This window comes from Vibrio sp. AK197, assembly GCF_053903115.1.
On sequence record NZ_CP096430.1, the window covers coordinates 870,193 to 894,784 of the forward strand.

The window sequence follows — 24,592 nt, forward strand, 5'->3', positions numbered from 1 at the left end:
ATTTTGGACAAGACCCTGCTGTTTAAATGGTCATATTCTTAATAAGAATCCTTCTCATTAGCTATTGGAAATCCGTTTATGAAGCTATCCCAACTGTCACCGGGCGAATCGGCCGTCATTTGTGGTTTTGCTCAGATGACAAGCGATGTGCGCAAAAAATTGATGATTATGGGCATGCTGCCCGATACCAACGTGACCGTTCTGCGTAAAGCGCCGTTTGGTGATCCGCTTCAGGTACAGGTTCGCGGTGTGTCATTAGCGCTACGCAATGCGATAGCGGAACAAATCGATGTTGAGGTGGTGTAATGGATTATCAATTACTGACCGTCGGTAACCCGAACTGTGGTAAAACCACGTTGTTTAATGGATTGACCGGAGCCAAACAGCAAGTTGGAAACTGGGCAGGGGTGACGGTCGAGAAAAAAACCGGGCGCTTTCATCAAGGCGGGGATGATTTTCAAATTACGGACTTGCCGGGGATTTACGCGTTGGATAGCGGTAATGATGCCAATAGTATCGATGAGTCCATCGCGTCTAGAGCGGTGTTAACTCATCCTGCTAACTTGATTGTGAACGTTGTTGACGCTACCTGTCTAGAGCGCAGTTTATATATGACATTGCAGCTACGCGAGTTGGGACGTCCCATGATTGTCGTGCTCAATAAAATGGACGCCTTAAAGCGCGAGCGCCAAGTACTGGATGTTTCCGGTCTTGAACAAGCATTAGGGTGTCCGGTGCTTTCCCTTTCAGCTAATGATCGCGCGCAGGTCCAACGCTTTAAGAGCAAGCTACATAAAATCATCGTTCAAGGTGTGACTCTCAGTGAGTTGGCGCTCGACTATCATGATGATTTTGAATACGCGGCGAATAACTTAAAGTCTCTGTTTGTTGGCCAGATCTCCAGTGCGCGTGCGCTTGCTATTCGTGCCCTTGAAAATGACAGCTTAGTTCTCAACGGGTTACTTCAACCACAGCGAGATATTGTCCAATCTCAGCGTAAGCAACTTCAATTGGATGTCGATCTCCATGTAGCGGATGTCAAATTTAGCTACATACATCAGGTGCTGAAAGTGGTTCGTCGAGAGCAAGGTAAAGCCAGCTATAACTTGACTGAGCGTGTTGATAGTGTGGTACTCAATAAGTGGGTTGGCGTGCCGTTCTTCTTTTTGGTTATGTACCTCATGTTTATGTTTGCTATTAATATCGGCAGCGCTTTTATCGACTTTTTCGACATTGGTGTCGGGGCTCTCCTAGTCGATGGTGGACATTATTTGCTCGATGAGCACCTTCCTGTATGGCTAGTGACGCTATTGGCCGACGGTATCGGTGGAGGGATCCAAACCGTAGCAACGTTTGTTCCGGTTATTGCTTGTTTGTATCTGTTCTTAGCCGTTATCGAAAGTTCAGGCTATATGTCTCGAGCAGCGTTTGTACTCGATAAAGTAATGCAAAAAATTGGTCTTCCCGGTAAAGCGTTTGTTCCACTGGTTTTGGGATTTGGTTGTAACGTCCCTGCGATTATGGCAACGCGGACTTTGGACCAAGAGCGCGAACGTAAATTGGCGGCATCAATGGCACCATTTATGTCTTGTGGTGCTCGCTTACCGGTGTATGCGCTTTTTGCCGCTGCGTTTTTCCCCAGCAGTGGTCAAAATGTTGTGTTTGCCTTGTATTTACTTGGTATTTTGGCTGCAGTATTTACCGGTCTTGTTCTCAAGAAAACACTGTACCCAGGCTCGAGTGACAGCTTGATAATGGAAATGCCAAATTATGAGTTTCCAACATTACAAAATGTATTAATCAAAACGTGGCAAAAGCTTAAACGCTTTATGCTGGGCGCGGGTAAGACCATCGTTATCGTGGTGACCATTCTGAGCTTCTTAAATTCACTGGGAGTTGATGGCAGTTTTGGTAATGAGGATACGAATAAATCCGTTTTGTCACGTGCCGCTCAAGTCGTCACGCCGGTACTTTCACCGATTGGTGTTGAGTCTGATAACTGGCCTGCAACTGTCGGTGTGATTACGGGAATATTTGCGAAAGAAGCCGTTGTTGGGACGCTAAACAACTTATACGCACCAGATGATGCTGCGGATGATGGCGAGTTCGATTTAGCGGCGAGCTTAAGCGAAGCGGTCATGTCTATACCGGATAATTTGGTTGCGTTGAGTTTTTCTGACCCTCTAGGGATTGAAGTGGGAGATTTGAGTAACACCGATTCAGTGGCAGAGGATCAGCAAGTTAACGCTTCTATTTTTGGTAACTTGCAGCACTATTTTAGCGGCGGACATGCAGCGTTTTCTTATTTAGTCTTTATTTTGCTCTACACGCCATGCGTTGCGGCAATGGGCGCATATGTGCGTGAATTTGGCGCTAAATTTGCGCGCTTTATTGCAGTGTGGACTATGGGGCTTGCCTATGCAGGGGCGACACTGTACTACCAGCTATCGCAGTTGACTACCCACCCGCTATCAAGTGGCCTTTGGGTGATTGGAATCGTTGCAGCGAGCGGTGCAATTTTCTGGTGGATGAAGCGCCAAGGGCTCCGTGCTGCTCAACACTTTGAGGCACAAACAGTATGATTCTGAGTGAGTTAAAGCAATATATCCTTGAGCATCACGGCGCAAGTAGCAAACAATTAGCGAAGCGGTTCGGTCTGTCAGAAGATGGCGTGGATGCCATGCTGAGTGTTTGGATTCGTAAAGGTCAAATATCTAAAATGGTGGATACTAACCGCGATCAGCGAGTGACTAACGTTCGATATGTGGTTAACCCAAGTCATGGGTTGTCATTAACGGTAACGATGTAAGTTTACTCAAAAAAAGCAGCATGTTAATGCTGCTTTTTTATCATCAAGGCACCGAGAATTGTCACGCTGTTTGGAAAGTTTCATTCTGAGCCAAAGCGCGCTGCATTGTTAACGTCAACTCGGTTTGCTTTTCATCGCTGCGAAATACACCTGAAGTATTTCCCCACACAGGACCAGGCCAAGCGATGTCTGTTTTGAAGCGTGCAATATGGTGGATGTGCAACTGAGGCACCATATTTCCAAGTGCGCCAAAGTTGAGCTTATCTGGCGAAAACTGCGTTTCTAGCGCTTCAAATACGGATTGTGACTCAAGCAGGAATTGCTGCTGATCGCAGATGGGCAGATGATGCAACTCTTTTAAATCACTGCGCTGAGGAACTAAAATGATCCAAGGCACAGATTGGTCTTTGTGCAGTAAAACCATACAAAGCGGAAAGTGACCAACAACAGTGGTGTCTTTGACCAATTGAGGATGAAGTTCAAAACTCATGGTTATTTCTCACAATGTCGAATAGAAAAAGGTTGGCGATGAGCCAACCTTTAACTGAGTGTTACATGCGCTCTAGCGTATTAATGCCAAGCAGCGATAGCCCTTTTTGGATGGTTTTGGCTGTCAAGGCTGCGAGCTTCATACGGCTTTGCTTTGTTTCTTCGTCATTGGCAGCTAGAATTGGGCAGGCTTCATAGAAGCTTGAGAACTGGCCAGCCAACTCAAATAGGTAAGCACACATGATGTGTGGTTGACCTTCACGAGCAACGGATTGAACCGCTTCTTCAAACTGCAGCAATTTGGCAACCAAGGCTTTTTCTTTGTCTTCACTGATGTGAATTGAGCCTTGTAAGTTATCCATTGCAACGCCCGCTTTGGCGAAGATAGATGAAACACGTGTAAATGCATACTGCATGTAAGGCGCAGTATTGCCTTCAAATGCCAACATGTTATCCCAATCAAACACGTAGTCCGTTGTACGGTTTTTCGATAGGTCGGCATATTTTACTGCAGCCATTGCCACTGTTTTGGCGATGTTCTCTTTCTCGTTCGCATCAAGATCAGAGTTTTTCGATTCGATTAGCTGAGCGGCGCGTTCTTCGGCTTCATCCAACAAATCAACCAAACGAACGGTACCACCTGCGCGTGTCTTGAAAGGGCGGCCATCTTTACCCAACATCATTCCAAACGCGTGGTGTTCCAATGCCACATCTTCTGGCACATAGCCCGCTTTACGGACGATGGTCCATGCTTGCATCAAGTGCTGATGTTGGCGAGAGTCAATAAAGTAAAGCACACGGTCAGCGCCAAGTGTTTCATAGCGATACTTGGCACAGGCAATATCGGTGGTGGTATAAAGGAAAGCGCCGTCGCGTTTTTGCACGATAACACCCATTGGGTCGCCATCTTTGTTTTTGTATTCATCAAGGAATACAACTTGTGCACCGTCATCTTCTACGGCTAAACCTTTCTGCTTCAGGTCTGCAACGATGCCAGGTAGCATGTCGTTATACATGCTCTCACCCATTACGTTATCACGAGTAAGAGAAACGTTGAGACGGTCGTAGTTACGCTGGTTTTGCATCATTGTGATGTCGACCAGTTTCTTCCACATTTGACCACAATATGCATCGCCGCCTTGCAGTTTAACTACATAGCTGCGAGCTTTTTCTGCGAATGCTTCATCTTCGTCATAAAGTTTTTTCGATTCACGATAGAAAGCTTCAAGATCAGACAGCTCCATAGAAACTTCATTGCCTGACTCTTGCTCGATTCGCTCTAAATTCGCAATCAACATACCGAACTGAGTGCCCCAGTCGCCAATGTGGTTGGCGCGAATCACATTATGTCCAAGGAATTCTAAAGTACGGACGACGGCATCACCAATGATGGTCGAGCGTAAATGTCCGACGTGCATTTCTTTGGCTACATTCGGTGCAGAGTAATCGGCAACGATCGTCTTAGGCGCGTCTAGTGCTACCCCAAGTCGTTCATCGTTTAATGCCGTTTCAGCTTGCTGAGCGAGGAACTCTGTGCTCAGGAAAATATTAATAAAGCCGGGCCCAGCAATTTCAGTTTTGCTTGCAATGCCGTCAAGATCTAAAACATCCAAGACTTTTTGCGCAAACTCTCGCGGATTGGTACCTAGTTTTTTCGCGACGCCCATGATGCCGTTAGCCTGGTAATCACCAAACTGAGGTTTTGCTGATTGGCGAACAGCAGCAGGACTGCCTTCTGGCGCGCCAGCGGCTACAAGAGCCTGAGATACTTTATCGTTAATAAGTGCTTGGATATTCACACGTGCATCCTTCAATTCTTGGGAATTGTTTCTATTATACATTGGACATTAATTTTATTCAGATCGCAGAATATTCATCTGTTTAATGTGCATGTATATTTTGTTTATGTTCGAAAAAATGGCGCTCATAATATCAATATTTTTGCGCGGTATACAGGGCGTAAAAACGGATTTTTTCTACTTTTCCTGATTAACTTGCTAGTATTGCGCCCAAATCAGTGGATTGGAAACACAATGATGACAATGACGCTTCACCAGCAACAGCTTACGCCTTCGCAGATGAACGCAAATCTAGCGCCATTTATAAGCAAAATTAACACGCTGTGCGACTTGCTTGGACTCGACTTAACCTGCTACCAAGCTGACCATATCGCGTTGAGAATTAATGATTCAAGTTTAGCCCGTCAGGCGCACGAAGCATGGGCGAGTCAAGGGCAAGTCATTTCCCAAGCGGTGATCAATGGCCGACCGATCATCGTGATGAAATTTGATAGCCCACTGTCCGCCGATTCTTGGTCGATTGAGTGTTTGGAATTGCCTTACCCTGCGACTGGAAAAATCTACCCCCAGCAAGGTTGGGAGCACATTGAGTTTGTGGTGCCTTCCAAGGCTCAGAGTGTTGACGACTATTTGCAGGAGATATTGACCCTTTTCCCTGTACTCGCTGAGCGTTGGGCTCAGCTTGAAGAGCTTAATGTGAAAGTCAAATTATCAAGTCCGCAAGGGGAAGGGGAACGATTGGCTAACCCAACGATAGCATTCAAACATCAAGGCGTATGCATCAAACTTCATCCATACGCCTTGAGTGAGATAGTCGCTTCTGAACAAAGCTAACCAAGTTCGGTATCTTTGGGACGCAGTTGGAACTCTTCAATCGAGCCGATTTCATGGCCCAAAGAGAGTTTTTCTGCGTCTTGATGGGCTTTTCCTTGGGTATGCATAATTAAGCGATTTGCTGTTCTAGGCTTTAATATATTGACGACAAAGCGAATCATATCACTGCGTGTTAAAGATTTTAGCTCCTCTAACACGCGCTCTCGTTGATCGAAATTGATATCTTTATTGCCAATGGCAACCCAAAAGCGCTGCGCTCGACCTCTGAGTGTGGTGTCCGGTGTAGCAATTTGATTCCATAGCCCCCGTTTACTGCTGTGCCATTGATACTCATTAAGTTCCAATAGAACCAAATAAAAGGCATTGAGATATTCGTCTATCGAGCGAATTAAGTCAGTCGGCGCGGCATTGGGGGACTGAACATAGAGCACCAAGCCTGGGTGACGGTTTAATGGCAAGTTACCCGTTCCAACCATGTAGCCTAGTTGCTGCTTGGTTCGAATCTCGTGAAAGAAGGTGGCCGACATCAAATGATTGGCCAGAGAATAGAGCGCAATATCCCTAGGTTCACTGGTTGGGCATTGATAATAGACCACGATGGCGGAATCTTCTTGAGCGCATTCCACTTCTTTTTGGAACGTGCCGCTGTCACCAAGCATGATCAGTGGTCGTAAAGATTCCTCATAAGTTTGGTTCTCTACTCGTAATGCATCTTTTAAGGTATCACCCAGTGCTTTCGCATCATTTTTGGTCCAATCGCCATACACAAACATCTCAACATGCAGTTCACTAAGAATATGCGAGACAAAGTCAGGAAGCTCCTCAACGTCTATGGCTTCCAGTGCGGTGACCAAATCGGCGTAAGGGGGATTATTAGGCTGTAAAATACCCGTCATGGCATTAAAAAGTTGTGAAATTGGGCGGTCTTGTGCTGAATTTCGCCAATTTCGCAAGAGTTGTGTTTTGATGCTGTCAAAGCGTTCTTGACTGAACTCGCGCCGTGCGAAGCGGGCAAGAATCATTTTCATCAACTCCGATTGTTTAGCACTAAACCCCGAGAGAGTAAGGGTCACTCCGCCTTGATGTGCATACATGTTGTAGCCCATCCCCGCAATTTCAGCTTGGTAAGTTTCCTTGGCTAATGAGTCTAAAAACATTTCCACACATAGCCGAGTTTTGACGATGTTCTTAACGTTCGCTACCGCGTGTGGACTATCAATGGCCACAAACACCACGCCTTTGGGGACGCGAAATTCATCATCTTGCATGTGCCAAAGGGTGAAGCCGGGAAGTTGTTCGACAATCTCTGGTGTCTGCTGCTCGCGTTCAACAGGATTGGGATCAAGTTGATAGCTGATAAATGGATTTTGTGGCGGCAGCTCAAAATCAAACGGGAGGTTTGGAGCCAGAAAACGTGACTTTTGTTCGTCACTAAAAGGTGTAATCGAGTAGGGGGTAAAGTACCAATCCGCTTGTTTGTCGTGTTCAAAGCCTTTTGCAACTAAGGTGGCACGCAAATTACTCGGAGTGAAATACCCTAGCAATTCTTTAAGTAATGCTTCTTGGTAGCCAGCCATCATATAATCGCCGTATATAATATCTTGTGGCGCGTAGTGCTGCATGTTGATCACGAGGTGGCTGACTAAATCGAGCGGGCGTGTCGGTTCTTGAAAGCGAAATGCTGATTCAAGTACCGCTTGTTTTTCGGTATATCGCCACTCATCGAAGCCTTGCTCTTCAATTAAATTCAGATACTGAAATACCGCTTGAATAATCTCTTCGACATGCTCAAGGCCTTGAGTTGTCAGCGTGCAGCTAATGGTAAATTCTCGATAGTTACTTCCGCTCACGCCACCGCCAGCGGATAATGACACTATCCAACCCTGCTTTTTGAGCTCAAGCATTAAACTGTGTTCACCTTCATAACCCAGTAAGTGAGCGAAATAAGACAGCGGTTTGGTTTGATAGTACTTATCCATACCGGGAAAAGTAAACGTTAAGATAAGCTTACGAATTTCTTTGCTCGGTTCGACATAAACGAACTCACCACATGCATCACCGCGTTTATAGTTGGTGATAACCTCTTTACCTGCGTGGTGTTGGTTTACGATTAAGCTAAACCTATCTTCGACCCAATGCTCAAGCTCATCTAACGATTGAGGCCCAATGACAGTGAGAGTCATGATATCGGCGGAGTAGTGGGTTTCATGGAAATCCACAATTTCATCGCGAATGCTTTGGCCATCGCGATCGCCTAGGGTATCTAAATTACCGACTGAAAACTTCGCAAACGGGTGCTCAGGATTCACGGTTTCTTTATGAACTTGATAGAGGCGTCTCGAGTCATCTTTGAGCTTGAGTTTGTATTCTGATTCTACGGCTTGCCGCTCTTTATCGAGCGCTTCTTCGTTAAACAAAGGCGCGATGAAAAACTGACTAAAGCGATCGAGGGCTTTTTCAAATGCTGATGGACTGACATCGAAGAAGAAGCAGGTGTGCTCGGTCCCGGTCCACGCATTGTTCGTCCCGCCATGTTGAGAAATAAAATTTTGGAAGTCGCCCACTTTTGGGTATTTCTCGGTGCCCAGAAACAGCATGTGTTCAAGATAGTGGGCTAAACCTTGGCGTTCTATAGGATCGTCAAAGTGACCGACATTGACGGCAAGCGCTGCCGCACTTTTTTGTGCGTCTTCGTTTTGAATGATTAATGCGCGTAACCCATTGGGTAGGGTTAAATAGCGATAATGATTGGAATCATTAGGACTTAGATGCACTGTGGCTCTCCGCTTGGATGTAATCTTCTAAGTATGAGCTTGGAACGTCATGACTGCAAAGACAGTTTGGTCGCAAAAGTGACTCGTTTGCGGTTTTGGCTTATTTCTTTTAGTTATCCGTAGAAAGGAATCGTTCTCAGAAGATTTCTTTTACTATCAGTAGATTGTTAAGAAAGTCGACGTCTTTAGCAAGGTTCTTGATATAATTATTGTTAGTTTCTGCTTTTTTTTTCGTATCAAACTGGCATGATGGCGCGCTGTCATAAGCTGTAGATAGACAAACTTAGGAAATGTTATGAAGATCTTTATTATGCGTCATGGAGAGGCGGTGCAATTTGCTCTGAGCGACGCAGAAAGAGCGTTGACTGAGCGGGGCCAAAGTGCATCCATCGCCGTGGCAAGAGCGAGTAATGAGCAAGGCGTTAAACAGTTTGATTTGGTGCTAGTGAGTCCTTACGTTCGCGCCCAACAAACATGGAATGCGATCGCTCAATATTTTGAGGCCGATAAGGTTGAAACCAGCGAAGACATTACGCCTTATGGTGACTCTGAGCAGGTGTTTGACTATCTGCAGGCTCGAATCGACGTTGATAGCCTTGAATCGGTATTAATCGTCTCTCATCTCCCTTTAGTCGGGTATCTTACTGCCGAATTCGTCACCGATATTACCCCTCCTATGTTTTCGACATCCGGGTTAACCTGCATCGATTACGATCACAGTACCCAACGCGGAGAGATCGTTTGGAGCCTGAACCCTTAAGATTGGCTGGGGAGTTAGGCTCCCCTTAGCCAGTTTTTTGACATTATTGCTGGACTAAAAATTGCATACGTACACTAAGTCTTTCATTACTCTGAAATAACCAGTAACACGTATGAAGTTCTCTTTGCCTTTTATCGACAAGCTTCCTCCGATCCCTCAGCGCGCGATGCCTGCGGTCGGTGCGCCAGTGATGGTGCTAGCCACGTTGGCGATGGTGGTTTTGCCCATCCCTGCTTTTTTGCTCGATTTATTCTTCACGTTCAACATTGCATTGGCAATGGTTGTGTTACTGGTGACAGTCTATACGCGCCGTCCCCTCGATTTTGCTGCGTTTCCTACCGTCCTGCTGATCGCCACTCTACTTCGACTTGCACTGAACGTTGCATCAACTCGTGTTGTGTTGCTGTACGGGCATGAAGGTGAAGGGGCTGCGGGTAACGTTATCGAAGCGTTCGGTAACGTGGTGATTGGCGGTAACTATGCGGTTGGTTTGGTCGTATTCTTGATTCTTATGATCATCAACTTCATGGTCGTGACTAAAGGTGCTGGACGGATTTCAGAGGTCAGTGCTCGCTTCACGCTTGACGCCTTGCCGGGTAAACAAATGGCAATCGATGCCGATTTAAACGCCGGACTTATCGATCAAGAGCAAGCGCGTACACGGCGACAAGAAGTCACCAAAGAAGCAGACTTCTATGGTTCTATGGACGGTGCGTCAAAATTTGTTAAAGGGGATGCCATTGCCGGTATCCTGATTTTGTTCATCAATATCATCGGCGGTTTGTCCATTGGTATGGGGCAATATGACCTTGGTTTTGGCGAAGCTATTGAAATCTATACTTTACTGACCATCGGTGATGGTTTGGTCGCACAAATCCCGTCACTCCTGCTTTCCATTGGCGCTGCGATTATGGTCACGCGTCAAAATACTGATGAGGACATGGGGCAGCAGGTGGTTTTCCAACTGTTTGACAACCCTAAAGCCTTGATGATCACCGCAAGCATTCTGACAGTTATGGGCTTGGTTCCGGGTATGCCTCATTTCGCGTTCTTACTGCTCGCGTTTCTTGCTGGTGGCGGCGCTTATCTTATGCGTCGTAAGCAGCAAAAAGCAGCAGAGGAGGCGAAACTACCATCGGCGCCAGAAGGCGAGGTGGCAGCACCCAAAGAACTCTCTTGGGATGATGTTCAGCCGGTGGACATTATTGGACTTGAAGTCGGGTATCGTTTGATTCCACTCGTGGATCGCGACCAAGGCGGCGAACTTCTGGAGCGAGTAAAAGGGGTACGTAAAAAGCTGTCACAAGATTTCGGTTTCTTGATTCCGGCAGTGCATATTCGCGATAACCTCGAGCTAACGCCAAATAGCTATCGAATTACTTTGATGGGAGTGGCCGTCGGTGAGGCCGAGATTCGACCAGACCAAGAATTGGCGATTAATCCCGGCCAAGTTTACGGCATGATTGAAGGTGAACAAACTATCGATCCAGCATTTGGTCTAGAAGCGATTTGGATTCGTGAAGATCAACGTGAACACGCCCAAGCGCTTGGCTATACCGTAGTTGACTCCGCAACGGTTCTCGCCACTCATCTTAGCCAATTATTGACGAATAACGCATCGCAACTCATTGGTCATGAAGAAGTGCAGAATCTGCTCGAAATGCTCAGTCGTTCAGCACCGAAATTGGTGGAAGGCTTTGTTCCTGATCAGTTGGCCCTCGGCGCGGTGGTGAAAGTATTACAAAACCTACTCAATGAAAGCGTACCGATCCGCGATATTCGAACCATCATCCAAACGTTGGCCGAGTACTCGAGTAAGAGTCAAGAACCTGACATCTTGACCGCTGCAGTTCGTATTTCGCTTAAGCGATTAATTGTTCAGGAAATCAATGGGATAGAGCCAGAGTTACCAGTGATTACTTTGATTCCTGAGCTGGAACAGATATTGCATCAAACCATGCAAGCGTCAGGCGGTGAATCTGCGGGGATTGAACCAGGTCTTGCTGAGCGACTTCAGATGTCTCTCAGCCAAGCCACTCAGGAACAAGAACTGAAAGGTGAGCCTGCGGTATTATTAACTTCTGGAGTGTTGCGGTCGACATTGGCGAAATTTGTGAAAAACACCATTCCGTCATTGCGAGTGCTTTCTTATCAAGAAATTCCAGACGAAAAGCAGATAAGAATAGTTCAAGCTGTGGGCAACTGATTCTGACCACTTTTTATTAACGGATACCGAATTTGAAGATTAAACGATTTTTTGCCAAAGACATGCGTGGAGCCTTACTTCAAGTTAAAGAAGAACTTGGAGCGGATGCGGTGATCATGTCTAATAAAAAAGTGGCGGGTGGCGTTGAAATCGTGGCGGCGGTTGATGGCGAACCAGCGCCTGCACGCAGTTCTAATCAAGGCTACAGTTCAAAGCCGCGTCATAATCCTGACTACCAAGCTGCGAACGCGTCTTCACCACGTCAGTTAGCTGAAGATCGCGTGAGTTTGCAGTCATCTTCAGGGGCGGGAGAAAGCAATGGCTCGATGACCAAACGCTTTGCGAACATGCTAAAGCAGTACAGCCAAACTGCTGCCGAGCCAGAAACCAGTGCGAGTGAAGAGCAGGACTCTTTGACGGCGTTTTTGCGCCGCCAGTCAGAAGCGCGAACCCAGCGTTCAAGCCAAATTCAACTGAAAGAAGATTCACCTCTCGCCAAACTTATTGCTGAAGATCGCCGAGTAGAAAAACAGCCACCGCGTCTTGACCCTAGTCGCTATGAGCGTCAGCGACATGAACAGCCAGAGTACAACCATCAAGATCTTGACGAAATGAAAGAAGAAATGACTTCAATTCGTCGCTTACTTGAACATCAAGTCTCTGGGTTAATGTGGCAAGAAGTTGAACGCCGCGAACCTCTGCGAGCAATGCTGATTAAGCGTTTGCAGCGCATGGGCGTTTCTGAAGACTTAGCAGACCAATTAGCGTGCTATATCCCTGAAGACACTGCGCCTGCGAAAGCGTGGAAAGCTCTGCTTGGTTTGGTGTCTGATCAAATTCCCATTACTCGCCAAGATATTCTAAAAAGAGGCGGCGTCGTGGCGTTACTCGGCCCGACGGGTGTAGGAAAAACGACGACGATCGCCAAACTCGCCGCGCGTGCGGCGATGGAGTTTGGCTCTGACAATGTTGCGTTGGTTACCACGGATACCTACCGTATCGGTGCCCATGAGCAATTGGCGATTTATGGAAAAATTATGGGGTGTCCAGTCCGAGTTGCTAAAGATTCCAATGAGTTAGCCGATGTAATATATCAATTACGTCATCGACGCTTGGTTTTAGTCGACACGGCGGGTATGGGGCAGCGTGATGTTAGGCTGTCTGAACAGCTCGATACCCTAATGCAAGAGAGTGGTGAAGTGATTCACAGCTATCTTGTACTTCCTGCAACGGCGCAGCGACAAGTGCTGCAGGAAACTATTGATCACTTTAAACGGATTCCACTTTCAGGCTGCATTATGACTAAGCTGGACGAGTCACTTAGCCTTGGTGAATTTTTGAGTGTTGTTGTCCAAAACGCACTGCCGGTAGCCTACATAGCAAACGGGCAACGAGTGCCTGAAGATATCGTGATTGCTCAGCCAAAATACATGGTAGCAAAAGCTAATGAACTGCTGGAGAAATCGACTGAAAACGAACCTCACTACTGGAGTAGTGAGTCGGAAGGGTTCTAGGCGGTAAACAATTATGACAGAGAATATGATACAAGACCAAGCAAGTGGCCTACGCCGCTTAACACAGCCTTCATTGACTAAAGTGATTGCAGTTACTGGTGGCAAAGGTGGTGTCGGTAAATCTAATGTTGCATTAGGTCTCGCCATTTGTATGGCCCGTCAGGGTAAAAAAGTCATGGTTTTGGATGCCGACTTAGGGCTTGCCAATGTTGACGTAATGCTGGGTATTCGTCCTAAGCGCAATTTAGGTCACGTTTTGGCTGGTGAGTGTGAACTCAAAGATGCCATTGTTGAAGGCCCTCATGGCATTCGCATTATTCCTGCGACATCAGGGACTCAATCAATGACTGAGCTCAGTCATGCTCAGCATGTGGGGTTGATTCGAGCGTTCGGCAGCCTGGAAGAAGAGATGGACGTACTGATCGTAGATACCGCTGCCGGTATCTCAGACATGGTCATCAGTTTCTCACGTGCAGCTCAAGATGTCATGGTTGTGGTCTGCGATGAGCCGACGTCAATTACCGATGCGTATGCATTAATTAAACTTTTGAGTAAAGAACATCAGGTACAAAGGTTTAAAATTGTTGCTAACATGGTAAGAAGCTACCGTGAAGGCCGAGAATTGTTTGCGAAGTTGACCTTAGTCACAGAACGCTTTTTGAATGTGAGCTTAGAGCTCGTCGCCTGTATACCTTTAGATGATAAAGTTAGGCAAGCCGTTAAAAAACAGAAAATCGTTGTCGATGCTTTTCCTCGCTCTCCTGCTGCTTTAGCATTGAGCTCGTTAGCAAATAAAGCACTCACTTGGCCAATTCCTAAGACACCGAGTGGACATTTAGAGTTTTTTGTTGAACGTTTATTAAATCGATCCGTGACTGTAGAGGAACCGTTTGGTGAATAAGGCACTGACCTACGACCAATATGCCAACCAGAATAGCCAGAGAGCTTTTCTCGAAAAGTACTCGACTCTGGTAAAACGAATTGCTCACCATTTACTTGGTCGGCTTCCGCCGAGTGTTCAGGTAGAAGACCTTATACAAGCGGGAATGATCGGCCTTTTAGAAGCGCAGAAGAACTATGATGGCAGTAAAGGCGCCAGCTTTGAAACTTATGCGGGCATTCGAATTCGTGGTGCCATGTTGGACGATATTCGTAAGGGGGACTGGGTCCCTCGTTCTGTTCATCGTCATAATCGAGAAATTAGCCAAGCGATCGCTAATTTAGAAAATGAGCTCAATCGTGACCCGACTGACGCCGAAGTGGCGAAGCATTTGGGTATGGATTTGAGCGAGTATCATACGGTGCTTTCGGACATTAACTGTTCACGTTTGGTCGGTATCGAAGATCTTGGTGTGTCTGATGATGTGATCTCCTCCCCAGATGATGAAGATGAAAATACGCCTTTTAGTGGTGTAGCCGATGAATATTTCCGCAAAGCTTTGATAAATTCGATAAAATCCTTGCCAGAACGTGAAGCTTTGGTACTTTCGCTCTATTATGATGAAGAGTTAAACTTAAAAGAAATCGGTGAAGTCATTGGTGTGAGCGAATCTCGCGTGAGCCAAATACTTAGCCAATCAATGCAGCGTCTACGCACAAAGTTAAGTGCATGGACAAATAATGACTAGTGCACTGATATCCCGTACTCAGTGGAGGCAATTTTGAATACAAATATGAAGATCCTTATTGTTGATGATTTTTCAACAATGCGTCGTATCGTTAAAAATCTACTGCGTGATTTAGGATTCAATAATACCCAAGAAGCAGACGATGGTCTTACCGCGTTGCCAATGCTTAAAAAAGGCGATTTTGACTTTGTTGTCACTGACTGGAACATGCCTGGCATGCAGGGTATTGACCTACTAAAACACATTCGTGCGGATGAAGAACTGAAACATCTTCCTGTTCTTATGATCACGGCAGAAGCCAAACGTGAGCAAATTATTGAAGCAGCTCAAGCTGGCGTGAACGGATATATTGTTAAGCCTTTTACAGCGGCTACGCTTAAAGAAAAACTAGACAAAATATTTGAACGTTTATAGTTCGTTAGTTTTACTTTAATTATTAGACGTTAAAGGGCTGAATCAGGATGATTTCATTAGAACAAGCAAGGCAACTTGTTGAGCTGCTCGAAAACGAAAAGCAGCAAGAGGCAAACATTCTCTTCAACACCATCCATGAGCAGACTTCTGAAATGATGCTCCAGGAAATCGGTGAGCTGACTCGCGATCTTCACGAGTCGATTAAACAATTCAGTCTCGATGACCGAATGAGTGTGATTGCCAATGACGAGATTCCTGATGCTAAGGACCGTCTTCAATACGTGATTGATAAGACCGAAGTCGCGGCAAGTAAGACCATGGACGCTGTTGATCGTTGTATGCCAATGGCGGATAACCTTCACGAGAGCTTGTTACAAGTTCGTCCCCAGTGGAACGAACTGATGCGTGGCAAGATAGAATTAGCTGAATTTAAAGCGCTCTGCCATCGAATTGACGACTTGCTTGGTCAGGTTGAAGGCAACAGCTCTGAGTTACGCGGTCAGCTTACTGAAATATTGATGGCACAGGATTTTCAAGACCTTACGGGGCAGATCATTCAACGAGTGATCACGCTGGTCAATGAGGTTGAAACAAGACTGGTCGAGATATTAACGGTATTTACAGCTGATAAGCGAGAAGGTGCAAATAATAACAAAGCATCCATCGACCCTGAGGGACCAATTCTAAACCCTCACGAAAGAGAAGATGCGGTTTCATCACAAGACGAAGTCGATGACTTACTTTCTAGTCTTGGGTTTTAGGGGTAACGTATGAGCTACGATTTAGACGAAGACATTCTACAGGATTTTTTAGTTGAAGCGGGGGAGATCCTCGATCTGCTATCAGAACAGTTGGTTGAACTTGAAAATAACCCAGAAGATAGAGATTTACTCAACGCAATTTTCCGAGGCTTCCACACCGTTAAGGGTGGTGCAGGCTTCTTGGCTCTAAGTGAACTGGTTGATACTTGCCACGGCGCAGAAAACGTTTTCGACACTTTACGTAATGGTCAGCGAGCGGTAACGGCCGATTTGATGGATACCATGCTAAGGGCCCTCGATACGGTCAATTCACAGTTCGCAGCGGTACAAGAACGTGATCCCATTGAAGCAGCTGATCCAGCATTGTTAGAAGAACTTCATCAGCTTAGCCGTCCTCAATCAGAGGATGAGAGTGCACCTGAAGCAGCTGCGCCGCCACCTCCTGAACCTGTTATTGAAGAGCCTGTCGTTGAGGTTCCTGAGCCAACAAAACCCGAAGCATCAACGAATATTTCCGCAGAGTCTGTCGACGATATCACAGAAGATGAATTCGAAAAGCTATTGGATGAATTACATGGTGCTGGTGGCGCACCTGGTAAAGTAGATGGTAAGCCAGAGCCAAGTCAACCAACGAGTAGCACTGCGTCCTCATCTGATGACATTACCGACGATGAATTTGAAAAGCTGCTTGATGAGTTACATGGCGCAGGAGGCGCACCAGGGAAGAACGTAGAACAACCCTCTGCGCCGGAAACGCCGCCAGCAAGCTCTGCGAAAACCAGTGATCAACCCGCGTCTGCTGGGGCGGGTGACAGCGATTTAATGACCGATGAGGAATTTGAAAAGCTACTTGATGAGTTACATGGCTCTGGTAAAGGTCCTTCTATAGAAGAGCTTGAAATGGCAACGCGTCCGGCAACAGCTCCGGCTGCGGCATCTTCAGCCGCGCCTGAAGTGAAGCCTCAACCTCAGATGACACCGCAAGTGGAGCCGGAAGAGCAAACGCCAGTACCAGCGAAAAAAGAAGCCGCGACACCAGCCGCTAAAAAGCCTCAAGCTGAAGCGACTGTCCGTGTCGATACCTCCACTTTAGATACCATTATGAATATGGTCGGTGAGTTGGTATTGGTCCGTAACCGCCTATTAAGCCTTGGGCTCAATAGCAATGACGAGGAAATGTCGAAAGCAGTCTCCAACCTCGATGTCGTCACGGCCGACTTGCAAGGCGCGGTGATGAAAACGCGTATGCAACCAATCAAAAAAGTGTTTGGACGTTTTCCTCGAGTTGTACGAGATTTGGCGCGCAGCCTCAAGAAAGATATTGCTTTAGAAATGCGCGGCGAAGACACAGACCTTGATAAAAATTTAGTCGAAGCACTGGCCGACCCATTGATTCACTTGGTTCGTAACTCGGTTGATCACGGCATAGAGATGCCCGATGACCGAGCGGCGGCGGGTAAACCACGTCAAGGTAAAGTGATTTTGTCTGCGGCGCAAGAAGGTGACCATATTCAGTTAGCTATCGTTGACGATGGTGGTGGTATGGATCCGGATAAGTTGCGTGGTATTGCGGTTAAACGTGGAATGATGGACGAAGACGCAGCCTCAAGGCTGACCGACAAAGAGTGCTTCAACCTGATCTTTATGCCTGGGTTCTCGAGTAAAGAGAAAATTTCAGATATCTCTGGCCGTGGTGTTGGTATGGACGTGGTAAAAACGGCCATTAATACACTCAATGGCTCGATTGATATTGACTCAGAGCTGGGTAAAGGAACCAAGATTACGATTAAAGTTCCATTAACGTTGGCTATTCTCCCAACCTTAATGGTTGGTGTGGCTAAGAACCCATTCGCCTTACCACTTGCAAGTGTTAATGAAATCTTTCACCTCGATTTGAGTAAGACCAATGTCGTTGATGGACAATTGACGATTATTGTTCGTAATAAGTCGATTCCGCTTTTCTATCTCCAAGATTGGTTAGCGCCTAAAGCGACGAAAGGTGAGAGACGCTCAGGACATGGTCATGTAGTGATTGTGCAGTTGGGCAGTCAACGCGTCGGTTTTGTTGTGGATACATTGATCGGTCAAGAAGAAGTTGTGATTAAGCCGCTTGATAACCTATTACAAGGTACGCCGGGCATGGCTGGTGCAACGATCACCAGTGACGGCCATATTGCTCTGATTCTTGATGTTCCAGACTTACTTAAACGTTATGCTGCGGCATCACGTATTTAACTCCCGTGGAGATAAACAAGGACACCTATGGCGATCAGAGTATTAGTTGTAGACGATTCTAGCTTTTTCCGTAGAAGGGTAAGTGAAATTATTAATTCGGAAACACGTCTAGAAGTCATTGATGTGGCGACGAATGGTAAAGAAGCGGTAGAGAAGGCTGCGACACTAAAGCCTGATGTCATTACGATGGATATCGAAATGCCGGTTATGGATGGGATTACAGCTGTGCGTGAAATCATGGCAAAAAATCCGATCCCTATTTTGATGTTTTCGTCACTGACTCACGATGGCGCGAAAGCGACCCTTGATGCACTTGATGCGGGGGCACTTGATTTCCTGCCGAAGAAGTTTGAAGACATTGCTCGTAACCGCGATGAGGCAGTGACTTTGCTTCAGCAGCGCGTGCTTCAAATTGCGGCGAAACGCGGCATGCTACGCCGTACAGTAGTGGCAAAAAATGAAGCGCCGGCGACATCAGCGCGTCGCTCGACGTCACCTATTGGCCGCGCCTCTCGCTCGGTGGCATCACCCGTTGCCGCTGCACGATTTAAATCCACAGGGAAAAAGTATCAATTAACCGCTATCGGCACTTCAACGGGAGGGCCGGTTGCGCTTCAAAAAATATTAACCAAACTTCCTGCGAATTACCCATTGCCTATCGTGCTGATTCAGCACATGCCTGCGACCTTTACTGCGGCTTTTGCAAGCCGATTAAACAGCTTATGCAAAATTGAAGTAAAGGAAGCTCAAGATGGCGATATTTTGCGACCAGGGGTCGCTTATCTAGCGCCAGGTGGTAAACAAATGATGATTGACGGTCGCCCCGGATCTGCAAAGCTACGGATTATCGATGGGGGAGAGCGCATGAATTATAAGCCATGTGTGGATGTGACTTTTGGCAGTGCCGCCAAAGTTTATGCAGATAAAGTATTGTCTATGGTACTGACCGGAATGGGAGCTGATGGGCGTGAAGGCGCTCGTATGCTTAAGAATGCCGGCGCGACCATTTGGGCCCAGGATGAAGAGAGTTGTGTTGTGTATGGCATGCCTCAAGCTGTCGCCAAAGCGGGCATTTCTAGTGAAGATTTACCTCTAGACCGAATCGCAGAGCGAATCTTAGTCGAAGTCGGTTTGGCGTAGAGGGGCGGCAATGATTGTTTGGAGTGTTGCGAATCAAAAAGGTGGTGTCGGTAAAACCACAACGACGATTACCTTGGCTGGACTGCTAAGCCAGCAAGGAAAGCGAGTGTTATTGGTGGACACCGACCCTCACGGCTCATTAACCACGTATCTTGGCTATGACTCTGATGGCGTACCATCCAGTTTGTTTGACCTTTTTCAGCTTAAAGAGTTTGATGCCACGACAGTGAGCCCTTTAGTCATGGAAACGGACGTTGAAGGTATTGATCTCATTCCTGCTCATATGTCGCTGGCGACTCTGGACCGCGTTATGGGGAATCGCAGTGGTATGGGCCTGATTTTAAAACGTGCCCTGCTGGCGATTCGCGAGCGCTATGATTATGTGCTGATTGACTGCCCGCCCATTCTAGGGGTGATGATGGTCAATGCTTTAGCGGCCAGTGATAGAATTCTGATTCCCGTTCAAACCGAATTTTTGGCGATGAAAGGTTTAGAACGTATGGTCCGAACCTTGTCCATTATGCAGAAATCTCGGAATAAATCGTTCAAAGTGACCATTGTTCCAACGATGTATGACAAGCGTACTCGGGCCTCGTTACAGACTTTGCAGCAGCTTAAAAAGGACTATCCAAATAAAGTGTGGACATCCGCAGTGCCTATTGACACCAAGTTCCGTGATGCCAGTTTGAAACACTTGCCAGTTTCACATTTTGCTCCGGGCAGTCGTGGGGTTTTTGCTTATAAACAATTACTTCTGTATCTCGAGAGGTTAGCGTTAGATGAGTCGTAGCCTGCTATCGAGCGAACAAGCTCTGGATGATTATTTTTCAGCATTGCTTGACGATGAATTTGAACTTGCAGAGGAGGCGACCGAACCTCAACTGCAGCCCAAGCCTTTGTTGCAGCCGATAGACAACAAAAGTTATTACTCTGTTGCTGAGCCTGAGAGTGATTTACCGAATCTCAATGACGTAGAACGTTTACTCAAGCAATTAGAAACGGTTAATCCGGTTGAAGAGTTACAACTGGAAGAGGTTTTGGAGAGTAATACAGATCAAATTGCGACGGAGCAAGCGACGGTTGAAAATCTTGACACTCATGAAGTGATTGATGAAATTCAAGATTGGGATATATCAGAGCTCGAACCAGAATCGATTCAAACTGATATTGAGCCAGCGGTAGCGATAGAAACCACCACTGAGTTAGAGGTCGAGAGTGTCGAAGAGGATATACCAGCAATAGAGGTAGAGGAAGAGCCTCTTACTCAGCCTGAATACACCGTACCCGACATTGACTTTGAAACCCAGCGCTTTGTCGAACCAGAACCCAGTATAGAACCAGAAGTTGCAGTTGAAGTTGAGTTGGAGACGCAAGTTGACGACCCATTACAAGCGTGGAATTCCACGGAGCGAGTGAATGACTTTCAAGTGCTATATTTTGAGGTAAACGCTGTGACATTTGCTGTTCCATTGGATGAGCTTGGTGGCATTCACCAAATGGCGGAGTTAAGTCATTTGATTGGTCGTCCGAAATGGTATCTTGGCTTACAAAGCAGCCGTGAGTCTCAAATTGACGTTGTCGATACCGCTCGCTGGGTGATGGCAGAAAAACTCACAGACGAAGAGTACAAAGAAAATTACCAGTATATCGTAATGCTAGGTGATAGCTCTTGGGGGCTAGCTAGCTCTCAATTGATGGGGACTGAAACGTTGGACCCTGATAAAGTTCGCTGGCGTAAAACAGCAGGTAAACGCCCTTGGCTTGCCGGTATGGTCAAAGAAAAAATGTGCGCTTTGATACATGTTGAAGCATTGGTAGCTATGCTTAAAGCTGGGCTTGATGTAAAAGCATTAGATAAATAATACATTTATGCCGAAATCGGCTTAGAGAGGAATAGGTATGTCTCAAGCGAGTGAAGTAGAAGTAAGAAAAGACACGTCAAATGACGAAGTGCTTCAGTGGGTGACGTTCCAACTAGAAGAAGAAACTTACGGTATTAACGTGATGCAAGTACGTGAAGTACTGCGTTACACTGAAATTGCACCAGTACCAGGTGCTCCTGATTATGTTCTCGGCATTATCAATCTACGTGGTAACGTGGTTACGGTGATTGATACACGTGCACGCTTCGGATTGATGGAAGGCGAAATTACTGATAATACACGCATTATCGTCATTGAGTCAGAGCATCAAGTGATCGGTATTTTGGTTGATAGCGTTGCTGAAGTCGTATACCTTCGTTCATCTGAAATTGACACAACACCAAGTGTTGGTACTGATGAAAGTGCTAAATTTATTCAAGGCGTGAGTAATCGTGATGGACAGCTATTGATTCTTGTTGATCTCAATAAGCTGTTAACTGATGAAGAATGGGATGAAATGGCTCATCTGTAATGAGTATTGATGTATTGATGTCGCCTCCAGTATTGACTGGAGCGTTACTACTGGTTTGGTTATTGTTAACCGTATGGATTTTGCGAATCAAGCGCGCTCAACGTCTATCGAGCGACCACTTTCGTCAGCAAAATCGCACGCTAGAAAAAGAGCTTCAGAAATCCACTAAACAGTTACTAGAGCTTCGTTCGGTGATGGTGGGCTTGGGGCAGCAAATCAGTGAGCAACAAGATATCATTCAACATCTCAACGATCGTTTAACCGAGTTAGAAAACGCCGATGGTGATGGACGCTTATACTCGCGAGCAACCAAAATGGTTCAGCTTGGCGCAGACATTGATGAACTGATTCAAGAGTGTGAATTGCCAAAAGCTGAGGCTGAACTCATGTTGTCTTTGCAAAAGAAATTAGCGGGCAAGGAAAAAATTCCTCCGTTATCTGGGCAAGATGATATGCCTCGTCGGCGACAACCGGCTAAACGGCGATCGTAACTCATCAAAAAAAGGATGCTTTGGCATCCTTTTTTGTTAGTTAAAAAACCTACTCACAAAGGGGTAAATTGCCAGTGCAAAGCGTCAAATTAACAGTTTCTTACGTAGTTTCGTGACTTTTCAGTCACTAATTTTGTTTCGTCAAAAGTCGGCTGTGGTAGTATTACTCTACAGTTTTTTCTAGAAGATTTACGATGTTAGAAGTTAGAAACCTTACAGCGATTCGAGATGAACGGGAACTCTTCACCGATTTATCCTTTACGGTTTCTCGCGGTGAGTTAGTTCAAATTGAAGGTCGTAATGGGACAGGAAAAACTACCTTACTCAGAATGATTACGGGGCTGGGTGAGCAAGATGAAGGGGACATCTTGTGGAATCAAGAGAAAATTCAGCAACAGCGTGAAGAGTTCCATCAAGAATTGCTGTTTCTTGGTCATCATACTGGGGTCAAACGAGAGTTAACCGCCTATGAGAATTTGCGCTTTTATTTAGTCATGCATCGCCAACAACCGCAACAATCGGCCATCTACGACGCGTTAATGAAGGTCGGGCTGGCAGGTCGCGAAGATGTTCCTGTGGGGCAGTTATCTGCTGGGCAGCAGCGCCGCGTAGCATTGGCAAGGTTATGGTTAAGCCATCAAACACTTTGGATTCTGGATGAACCTTTGACGGCTATCGATAAACAAGGCGTCAAAGTTTTAGAAGCATTGTTTTTGCAGCATGTTGAACAAGGCGGTATGGTGATCTTAACGACTCACCAAGATCTGTTTATCGATAATCCCATTCTCCGTAGAATTAAGTTAGGTGTTTAATCATGATCAATATGATGAGCGTAATTCGACGTGAGTTATTAATCGCCTTTCGGCGCCAAGCGGATGTCTTTAATCCATTGTGGTTTTTTATTATCGTCATCACTTTGTTCCCACTCAGTATTGGCCCTGATCCTAACCTTTTGACTCGTATTTCCGCTGGTATTGTTTGGGTTGCCGCATTATTAGCTGCACTTTTATCGCTTGAGCGATTATTTCGCGATGATTTTCAAGACGGTTCCTTGGAACAAATGATGCTCATGCCTGTCCCATTACCCGTTGTCGTCATTGCAAAAGTGTTTGCTCACTGGCTCTTGACTGGTTTGCCATTGATTCTCATCAGCCCGCTCCTTGCGGTCTTGCTGTCCCTAGATTTCAATACCTGGTTAGCGGTTGTACTTACCCTGTTGTTAGGGACCCCTACACTAAGTTTTATTGGGGCGATAGGTGTTGCCCTGACAGTCGGATTGCAAAAAGGCGGGGTGTTATTGAGCCTTTTAGTGCTGCCTTTATACATCCCTGTGTTGATATTCGCGACCTCGACAATTGATGCGGCATCATTGTCGATGGCATACAGCGGTCAGTTGGCGATTCTTGGCGCAATGTTAGTAGCTGCCATTACTTTGACGCCTTTCGCGATTTCAGCTGCGCTGAGGGTTAGTGTTAACTGAATGAGTCGGGTGTGTGTTTTACTCGATAGCGCGGCAATGCCCAAACTATAAGTTGCGAAGCAACAAAGAATAATGATTACTGAAAGTAAATGAGAGAATAACAATGTGGAAATGGCTTCACCCTTATGCCAAGCCAGAAAATACGTACCATCTCTGTGGGCGTCTTTTACCCTGGTTTTCAATTTTGGCTTTAGGGCTACTCGTCGTTGGAACCGGGTGGGGGTTAGCATTTGCTCCATCCGATTACCAACAAGGTGACAGTTTTCGAATCATCTATATTCATGTTCCCGCTGCAATTTGGTCAATGGGGATATACCTTTCTATGGCGATCGCCGCGTTTATCGGTTTAGTGTGGCAGCTTAAGTTGTCGAATATGGCGGCACTAGCCATGGCTCCGATTGGTGCGGTCTACACGTTTGTTGCGTTGGTTACTGGCGCGGTGTGGGGAAAACCGATGTGGGGAACTTGGTGGGTGTGGGATGCACGTTTAACCTCGGAACTGATCCTTCTATTCCTTTATCTTGGTGTTATTGCGCTTTATCACGCTTTTGATGACGCAAAAACGGCAGAGAAAGCCGCAGGTATTCTCGCGATAGTTGGCGTCGTCAACTTACCCATTATCCATTTCTCCGTTGAATGGTGGAATACCCTGCACCAAGGTGCCACCATTACCAAATTTGAAAAACCATCAATTTCCGGCGATATGTTGTGGCCTTTACTGATTGAAATTTTGGGCTTTGCCTTCTTTTTTGCCGCACTCACCATGATACGGCTACGTAATGAAATAGTGCGTAAAGAGAGTCATCGGCCTTGGGTACTGGCGTTGGCGACAGGCAACTACACCACTCACAAAGAGGGATAAAA

At 46.2% G+C, this 24,592-nt stretch carries 23 protein-coding genes; 20 read left to right on the forward strand and 3 right to left on the reverse strand.

The genetic code is table 11. The features are described 5' to 3' along the window. Positions 1–78: 78 nt before the first annotated feature. From M1D72_RS11290 to M1D72_RS11300, 3 genes are read left to right on the forward strand one after another with little or no spacing between them, the layout of a single operon-like run. Positions 79–306, forward strand: coding sequence for a FeoA family protein (locus M1D72_RS11290; protein ID WP_390190954.1), 228 nt, complete (start codon positions 79–81; stop codon positions 304–306). Then, on the forward strand, positions 306–2,582 hold the full coding sequence (gene feoB / locus M1D72_RS11295; RefSeq protein ID WP_456296929.1) for a Fe(2+) transporter permease subunit FeoB: 2,277 nt from the start codon (positions 306–308) through the stop codon (positions 2,580–2,582). The genes M1D72_RS11290 and feoB overlap by 1 nt, the downstream gene beginning before the upstream one ends. After that, a complete protein-coding gene (locus M1D72_RS11300; RefSeq protein ID WP_390190951.1) occupies positions 2,579–2,809 on the forward strand; it encodes a FeoC-like transcriptional regulator in 231 nt (76 codons plus the stop codon). Before feoB ends, M1D72_RS11300 begins: the two co-directional genes overlap by 4 nt. Positions 2,810–2,870: 61 nt before the next feature. Here M1D72_RS11300 and M1D72_RS11305 read toward each other — a convergent pair whose 3' ends face one another. Both M1D72_RS11305 and argS read right to left on the reverse strand, forming a co-directional pair. Next, a complete protein-coding gene (locus tag M1D72_RS11305; RefSeq protein ID WP_456296930.1) occupies positions 2,871–3,299 on the reverse strand; it encodes an HIT domain-containing protein in 429 nt (142 codons plus the stop codon). 61 nt (positions 3,300–3,360) lie between these two features. Beyond that, positions 3,361–5,097, reverse strand: coding sequence for an arginine--tRNA ligase (gene argS / locus M1D72_RS11310; RefSeq protein ID WP_390190948.1), 1,737 nt, complete (start codon positions 5,095–5,097; stop codon positions 3,361–3,363). 237 nt (positions 5,098–5,334) lie between these two features. Here argS and M1D72_RS11315 point away from each other — a divergent pair, with 237 nt between their 5' ends. Beyond that, positions 5,335–5,931: a VOC family protein gene (locus tag M1D72_RS11315; protein ID WP_390191883.1), complete on the forward strand. Its 597-nt coding sequence runs from the start codon at positions 5,335–5,337 to the stop codon at positions 5,929–5,931. Here the strand turns inward: M1D72_RS11315 and M1D72_RS11320 are convergent. Next, positions 5,928–8,705, reverse strand: coding sequence for an insulinase family protein (locus M1D72_RS11320; protein ID WP_456296931.1), 2,778 nt, complete (start codon positions 8,703–8,705; stop codon positions 5,928–5,930). The two genes, M1D72_RS11315 and M1D72_RS11320, sit on opposite strands and share 4 nt — an antisense overlap. A 295-nt stretch (positions 8,706–9,000) precedes the next feature. Here M1D72_RS11320 and sixA point away from each other — a divergent pair, with 295 nt between their 5' ends. The 16 genes from sixA to M1D72_RS11400 all read left to right on the forward strand — a co-directional run bounded on the left by sixA (position 9,001) and on the right by M1D72_RS11400 (position 24,590). Beyond that, positions 9,001–9,465: a phosphohistidine phosphatase SixA gene (sixA, locus tag M1D72_RS11325; protein ID WP_456296932.1), complete on the forward strand. Its 465-nt coding sequence runs from the start codon at positions 9,001–9,003 to the stop codon at positions 9,463–9,465. 112 nt (positions 9,466–9,577) lie between these two features. Beyond that, positions 9,578–11,671, forward strand: coding sequence for a flagellar biosynthesis protein FlhA (gene flhA, locus M1D72_RS11330; RefSeq protein WP_390190943.1), 2,094 nt, complete (start codon positions 9,578–9,580; stop codon positions 11,669–11,671). Positions 11,672–11,703: 32 nt separating this feature from the next. Beyond that, positions 11,704–13,185 carry a flagellar biosynthesis protein FlhF gene (flhF, locus tag M1D72_RS11335; RefSeq protein ID WP_456296933.1) on the forward strand — a complete coding sequence of 494 codons (1,482 nt, stop codon included), beginning with the start codon at positions 11,704–11,706 and terminating at the stop codon, positions 13,183–13,185. A gap of 13 nt (positions 13,186–13,198) precedes the next feature. After that, a complete protein-coding gene (locus M1D72_RS11340) occupies positions 13,199–14,086 on the forward strand; it encodes a MinD/ParA family protein (RefSeq protein WP_390190941.1) in 888 nt (295 codons plus the stop codon). Beyond that, on the forward strand, positions 14,079–14,813 hold the full coding sequence (locus tag M1D72_RS11345) for an RNA polymerase sigma factor FliA (RefSeq protein ID WP_390190940.1): 735 nt from the start codon (positions 14,079–14,081) through the stop codon (positions 14,811–14,813). The genes M1D72_RS11340 and M1D72_RS11345 overlap by 8 nt, the downstream gene beginning before the upstream one ends. 45 nt (positions 14,814–14,858) lie before the next feature. Next, on the forward strand, positions 14,859–15,227 hold the full coding sequence (gene cheY / locus M1D72_RS11350; protein WP_390191881.1) for a chemotaxis response regulator CheY: 369 nt from the start codon (positions 14,859–14,861) through the stop codon (positions 15,225–15,227). 47 nt (positions 15,228–15,274) lie between these two features. Continuing rightward, positions 15,275–15,988 (forward strand): protein phosphatase CheZ, encoded by a 714-nt coding sequence (locus M1D72_RS11355; RefSeq protein WP_456296934.1) that lies wholly within the window; start codon positions 15,275–15,277, stop codon positions 15,986–15,988. Positions 15,989–15,997: 9 nt separating this feature from the next. Beyond that, a complete protein-coding gene (locus M1D72_RS11360; RefSeq protein WP_456296935.1) occupies positions 15,998–18,223 on the forward strand; it encodes a chemotaxis protein CheA in 2,226 nt (741 codons plus the stop codon). 27 nt (positions 18,224–18,250) lie between these two features. After that, positions 18,251–19,363, forward strand: a complete 1,113-nt coding sequence (locus tag M1D72_RS11365; protein ID WP_390190935.1) for a protein-glutamate methylesterase/protein-glutamine glutaminase — start codon at positions 18,251–18,253, stop codon at positions 19,361–19,363. Between the two features lie 10 nt (positions 19,364–19,373). Then, the gene (locus tag M1D72_RS11370) at positions 19,374–20,153 is read left to right on the forward strand and encodes a ParA family protein (RefSeq protein WP_390190932.1); all 780 of its coding nucleotides are present in this window, start codon (positions 19,374–19,376) and stop codon (positions 20,151–20,153) included. Then, the gene (locus M1D72_RS11375; RefSeq protein WP_456296936.1) at positions 20,143–21,225 is read left to right on the forward strand and encodes a chemotaxis protein CheW; all 1,083 of its coding nucleotides are present in this window, start codon (positions 20,143–20,145) and stop codon (positions 21,223–21,225) included. Before M1D72_RS11370 ends, M1D72_RS11375 begins: the two co-directional genes overlap by 11 nt. A gap of 37 nt (positions 21,226–21,262) precedes the next feature. Then, complete coding sequence (locus M1D72_RS11380; RefSeq protein ID WP_390190929.1) at positions 21,263–21,757, forward strand: chemotaxis protein CheW; 495 nt, start codon at positions 21,263–21,265, stop codon at positions 21,755–21,757. Next, positions 21,757–22,248: a DUF2802 domain-containing protein gene (locus tag M1D72_RS11385; RefSeq protein ID WP_456296937.1), complete on the forward strand. Its 492-nt coding sequence runs from the start codon at positions 21,757–21,759 to the stop codon at positions 22,246–22,248. The genes M1D72_RS11380 and M1D72_RS11385 overlap by 1 nt, the downstream gene beginning before the upstream one ends. 194 nt (positions 22,249–22,442) lie before the next feature. Continuing rightward, the gene (gene ccmA / locus M1D72_RS11390; protein ID WP_456296938.1) at positions 22,443–23,060 is read left to right on the forward strand and encodes a cytochrome c biogenesis heme-transporting ATPase CcmA; all 618 of its coding nucleotides are present in this window, start codon (positions 22,443–22,445) and stop codon (positions 23,058–23,060) included. A gap of 2 nt (positions 23,061–23,062) precedes the next feature. Next, positions 23,063–23,728: a heme exporter protein CcmB gene (ccmB, locus tag M1D72_RS11395; protein WP_456296939.1), complete on the forward strand. Its 666-nt coding sequence runs from the start codon at positions 23,063–23,065 to the stop codon at positions 23,726–23,728. Between the two features lie 103 nt (positions 23,729–23,831). Continuing rightward, positions 23,832–24,590 (forward strand): heme ABC transporter permease, encoded by a 759-nt coding sequence (locus M1D72_RS11400; RefSeq protein WP_456296940.1) that lies wholly within the window; start codon positions 23,832–23,834, stop codon positions 24,588–24,590. The last annotated feature ends 2 nt before the right edge of the window (positions 24,591–24,592 follow it).